Annotated in this window: 2 tRNA genes and 3 rRNA genes; all 5 read left to right on the top strand. The window is 53.9% G+C overall.

Features of this window, described 5'->3' with window-relative positions:
• Positions 1–44 precede the first annotated feature (44 nt).
• A 16S ribosomal RNA gene (locus GM79_RS09325) occupies positions 45–1,560 on the top strand.
• Positions 1,561–1,690: 130 nt separating this feature from the next.
• Positions 1,691–1,764 (top strand) — tRNA-Ile (locus GM79_RS09330).
• 36 nt (positions 1,765–1,800) lie between these two features.
• A tRNA-Ala gene (locus GM79_RS09335) sits at positions 1,801–1,874 on the top strand.
• 158 nt (positions 1,875–2,032) lie between these two features.
• Positions 2,033–4,953, top strand: a 23S ribosomal RNA gene (locus GM79_RS09340).
• A 128-nt stretch (positions 4,954–5,081) separates the two neighbouring features.
• Positions 5,082–5,193, top strand: a 5S ribosomal RNA gene (rrf, locus tag GM79_RS09345).
• The 16S, 23S and 5S rRNA genes sit together here with 2 tRNA genes alongside, the layout of an rRNA operon.
• The last annotated feature ends 29 nt before the right edge of the window (positions 5,194–5,222 follow it).

Consider the following 5,222-nt stretch of genomic DNA (forward strand, 5'->3'; position numbering starts at 1 on the left):
AGCACTCGACATCAGCCCATGTTCGCATGGGTGTAGAACATTTTACAATGGAGAGTTTGATCTTGGCTCAGGATGAACGCTAGCGGCAGGCCTAATACATGCAAGTCGAACGGTCTTTAGCAATAGAGATAGTGGCGCACGGGTGCGTAACGCGTAACCAACCTACCTGAATCTGGGGGATAGCCCGCCGAAAGGCGGATTAATACCGCATAAAACCACAGAGTGGCATCACTTAATGGTTAAAGATTTATTGGATTCAGATGGGGTTGCGTGCCATTAGCTAGTTGGGGAGGTAACGGCTCACCAAGGCGACGATGGCTAGGGGAGCTGAGAGGCTGGTCCCCCACACGGGCACTGAGATACGGGCCCGACTCCTACGGGAGGCAGCAGTAGGGAATATTGGGCAATGGACGAGAGTCTGACCCAGCCATGCCGCGTGCAGGATGAAGGCTTTCTGAGTCGTAAACTGCTTTTCTCAGGGAAGAAAAAAGGGCATGCGTGCTCTACTGACGGTACCTGAGGAATAAGCACCGGCTAACTCCGTGCCAGCAGCCGCGGTAATACGGAGGGTGCAAGCGTTGTCCGGATTTATTGGGTTTAAAGGGTGCGTAGGCGGTTCTTTAAGTCCGGGGTGAAAGCCCACTGCTCAACAGTGGAACTGCCCTGGAAACTGGCGAACTTGAGTACAGACGAGGGTGGCGGAATGGATACTGTAGCGGTGAAATGCATAGATAGTATCCAGAACACCGATTGCGAAGGCAGCTGCCTAGACTGTAACTGACGCTGAGGCACGAAAGCGTGGGGAGCGAACAGGATTAGATACCCTGGTAGTCCACGCCGTAAACGATGGATACTCGCTGGTGGCGATAGATGGTCACTGGCTTAGCGAAAGCGTTAAGTATCCCACCTGGGGAGTACGCTCGCAAGAGTGAAACTCAAAAGAATTGACGGGGGCCCGCACAAGTGGTGGAGCATGTGGTTTAATTCGATGATACGCGAGGAACCTTACCTAGGCTAGAATGCGCGTGACCGGCTCAGAGATGAGCCTTTCCTTCGGGACACAAAGCAAGGTGCTGCATGGCCGTCGTCAGCTCGTGCCGTGAGGTGTTGGGTTAAGTCCCGCAACGAGCGCAACCCCTATGTTTAGTTGCCAGCATGTAATGATGGGGACTCTAGACAGACTGCCTGCGCAAGCAGTGAGGAAGGCGGGGACGACGTCAGGTCATCATGGCCCTTACGCCTAGGGCTACACACGTGCTACAATGGACGGTACAGCGGGTTGCCAACCAGCGATGGTGCGCCAATCCCGAAAAGCCGTTCTCAGTTCGGATCGGAGTCTGCAACTCGACTCCGTGAAGCTGGAATCACTAGTAATCGCGTATCAGCAATGACGCGGTGAATACGTTCCCGGGCCTTGTACACACCGCCCGTCAAGCCATGGAAGTTTGGTAGACCTGAAGCTGGTGCTCCGCAACGAAGCCAGTTAGGGTAGAACAGGTAACTAGGGCTAAGTCGTAACAAGGTAGCCGTACCGGAAGGTGCGGCTGGATCACCTCCTTTCTGGAGCGGCCTTGCTCACGATGTTATAAGTAATATGAGTACTGCTTGGTGCTTGCTCTTTATTTGTTTCCTCATTCAAATAATTTTTGAATACGGATTCTACGTTTGCCTTCGGGTACCGTCGAAACCCGGGCTTGTAGCTCAGGTGGTTAGAGCGCTACACTGATAATGTAGAGGTCCGTGGTTCGAGTCCACGCAGGCCCACTAGTACTAGCGGGATTGCTGCTGGATACGAAACTCGGGGGATTAGCTCAGCTGGCTAGAGCACCTGCCTTGCACGCAGGGGGTCAACGGTTCGACTCCGTTATTCTCCACTTTTATAATACCGAATAAGCTCAATTGGAGCTTATTCACGAAGTCATCAAACACCAGGATGACACACGTTCTTTGACGTAAGGGGTAACAAAAACGAAGCGTAGCGCGCTTGCCTCAGCAATGAGGAAAGCACTTCAGCAATGAAGAGCGTTACGAAAAAGAAGTAAGAAAGAGCACACGGGGGATGCCTAGGGTCTCAGAGGCGACGAAGGACGCGATAAGCTGCGATAAGGCTGGGGGAGAGGCACATACTCGTTACATCCCAGCATTTCCGAATGGGGCAACCCCCTGACTGGAAGAGTCAGGAACCGACCAGCTTGACTGGCGGTGGCAAACGCAGGGAACTGAAACATCTAAGTACCTGCAGGAAAAGAAAATAACAATGATTCCCCAAGTAGTGGCGAGCGAACGGGGAGGAGCCCAAACCGGGTTGGTTACGGCCAATCCGGGGTTGTAGGACCACGACATCTGATTGAATCGAGTTAGCTGAAGCCCTTGGGAAAGGGCGCCATAGACGGTGAGAGCCCGGTAAGCGACAATTCTGATTCACGGTAGTGGGATCCTGAGTAGGGCGGGGCCGGAGAAACCCCGTCTGAATCGAGCGGCACCATCCGCTAAGGCTACATACTCCTGAGACACCGATAGTGAACTAGTACCGTGAGGGAAAGGTGAAAAGAACCGGGAATACCGGAGTGAAAAGAACCTGAAACCGTGTGCTTACAAGCAGTTAGAGGCCTTTAGTGGGCTGATAGCGTGCCTTTTGCATAATGAGCCTACGAGTTACTCCTCCCCGGCAAGGTTAAGCGCTTTAAGGCGCGGAGCCGCAGCGAAAGCGAGTCTGAACAGGGCGTGCAGTCGGGGGGGGTAGACGCGAAACTTTGTGAGCTACCCTTGAGCAGGTTGAAGGTGCAGTAACATGCACTGGAGGACCGAACCAGTTTCCGTTGAAAAGGATTTGGATGACTTGAGGGTAGGGGTGAAAGGCCAATCAAACTGAGAAATAGCTCGTACTCCCCGAAATGTATTGAGGTACAGCGTCGTGGTTGAGGTCATTGGAGGTAGAGCTACCAATAGGACTAGGGGGTGTCAGAGCCTACCGAATCCTGATGAACTCCGAATGCCAATGGCTATACACGGCAGTGAGGCCTGGGGTGCTAAGGTCCCCGGCCGAGAGGGAAAGAACCCAGACCAACAGCTAAGGTCCCTAAATCTAGATTAAGTTGAACAAAGGAGGTCCACTTGCTTTGACAGCCAGGAGGTTGGCTTGGAAGCAGCCATTCCTTTAAAGAGTGCGTAACAGCTCACTGGTCGAGCGAGCGGGCGTCGATAATACGCGGGCATCAAATCTAGTACCGAAGCTTTGGATTTAGTATGAAAGACTACTAAGTGGTAGGGGAGCATTCTCCTTGCGGTGAAGGCGTGTCGTCAGGCATGTTGGAGCGTGGAGAAAAGCATATGTAGGCATGAGTAACGATAATGCGGGTGAGAAACCCGCACGCCGATAGACTAAGGTTTCCAATTCAACGCTAATCGGAATTGGGTTAGTCGGGACCTAAGGGGAAGCCGAAAGGTGCACTCGATGGACAGCAGGTTAATATTCCTGTACTAATGAATGGAAGTGATGCAGTGACGCAGAAGTGAAAGCACCGCGGGCGGACGGAAGTGCCCGTTGAAGACCGTAGGTATTGGGGAGGTAGTTAAGTACGCCACTCTAGCCGAAAGTTGATAGTACCGTACGTTCTTCGGAACACGCGGATAGTGTGCCTAATCCGACTGCCAAGAAAACCTGCTAAGCGTTTTAACCCATTTATTACCCGTACCGCAAACCGACACAGGTAGTCAAGGAGAGTATCCTGAGGCGCTCGAGTGAATCACGGCCAAGGAACTCGGCAAAATGGACCTGTAACTTCGGGAGAAGGGTCGCTTCCTCGTTGCAAGACGAGAAGCCGCAGTGAAAAGGCCCAGGCGACTGTTTAACAAAAACACATGACTTTGCTAACGCGCAAGCGGACGTATAAGGTCTGACACCTGCCCGGTGCCGGAAGGTTAAGAGGGGAACTTAGTCGCAAGGCGAAGGTTTGAATCGAAGCCCCGGTAAACGGCGGCCGTAACTATAACGGTCCTAAGGTAGCGAAATTCCTTGTCGGGTAAGTTCCGACCTGCACGAATGGTGTAACGATCTGGGCGCTGTCTCAGCCGTGAGCTCGGTGAAATTGTAGTCTCGGTGAAGATGCCGAGTACCCGCCACGGGACGGAAAGACCCCGTGCACCTTTACTATAGGTTGCCATTGGTGTTGGGTTCGGCATGTGTAGCATAGGCGGGAGGCGCTGAGCCGGGGACGCTAGTTCTCGGGGAGCCGACGTTGAAATACCGCCCTTGCCGTGCCTGATGCCTAATCCCGAAGATTCGGGAGACAGTGGCTGCTGGGTAGTTTGACTGGGGTGGTCGCCTCCAAAAGAGTATCGGAGGCTTTCAAAGGTCCGCTCAGTCCGCTTGGTAACCGGACGCAGAGCGCAATAGCAGAAGCGGGCTTGACTGTGAGGCCGACTAGCCGAGCAGGGTCGAAAGACGGATATAGTGATCCGGTGGTTCCGCATGGAAGGGCCATCGCTCAAAGGATAAAAGGTACGCCGGGGATAACAGGCTGATCTCCCCCAAGAGCTCATATCGACGGGGAGGTTTGGCACCTCGATGTCGGCTCGTCACGTCCTGGGGCTGGAGAAGGTCCCAAGGGTTCGGCTGTTCGCCGATTAAAGTGGCACGCGAGCTGGGTTCAGAACGTCGTGAGACAGTTCGGTCCCTATCTGTGGTGGGCGTTGGAAATTTGACAGGACCTGTCCTTAGTACGAGAGGACCGGGATGGACCAGCCGCTGGTGCGCCGGTTGTACCGCCAGGTGCAGCGCCGGGTAGCTACGCTGGGACGAGATAAGCGCTGAAAGCATCTAAGTGCGAAACTCACCTGGAGATGAGATTTCCCAATGGAAGGCCCGTCGGAGATGACGACGTTGATAGGCGGCAGGTGAACAACTAGAAATAGAATAGCTGAGCCGTACTAAGTGGCCGAGGGCTTCTTTTAGAGCCGCACGCAAGTGCGGCTGGCGTCAAGCACGCACCATACGTTTCGTTTTTGTCCCCTTACGTCGAGTTATTGAGGGTTGCGTTCTTCTCACAAGAAGACAATAGAACACCGCAACCCCCGCCAGCAATGGTGGCTTTAGCCCGGGTGTTCACCTCTTCCCATTCCGAACAGAGTCGTTAAGCCCCGGTGCGCCTATGGTACTGCCTTCACCGGTGGGAGAGTCGGTCGCCGCCAACCTTATTGCCCAAACGCCCCCCGCCCGCTTT

Origin of the sequence: Hymenobacter sp. IS2118, from assembly GCF_000715495.1 — a bacterium.
Classification (GTDB): Bacteria; Bacteroidota; Bacteroidia; order Cytophagales; family Hymenobacteraceae; genus Hymenobacter.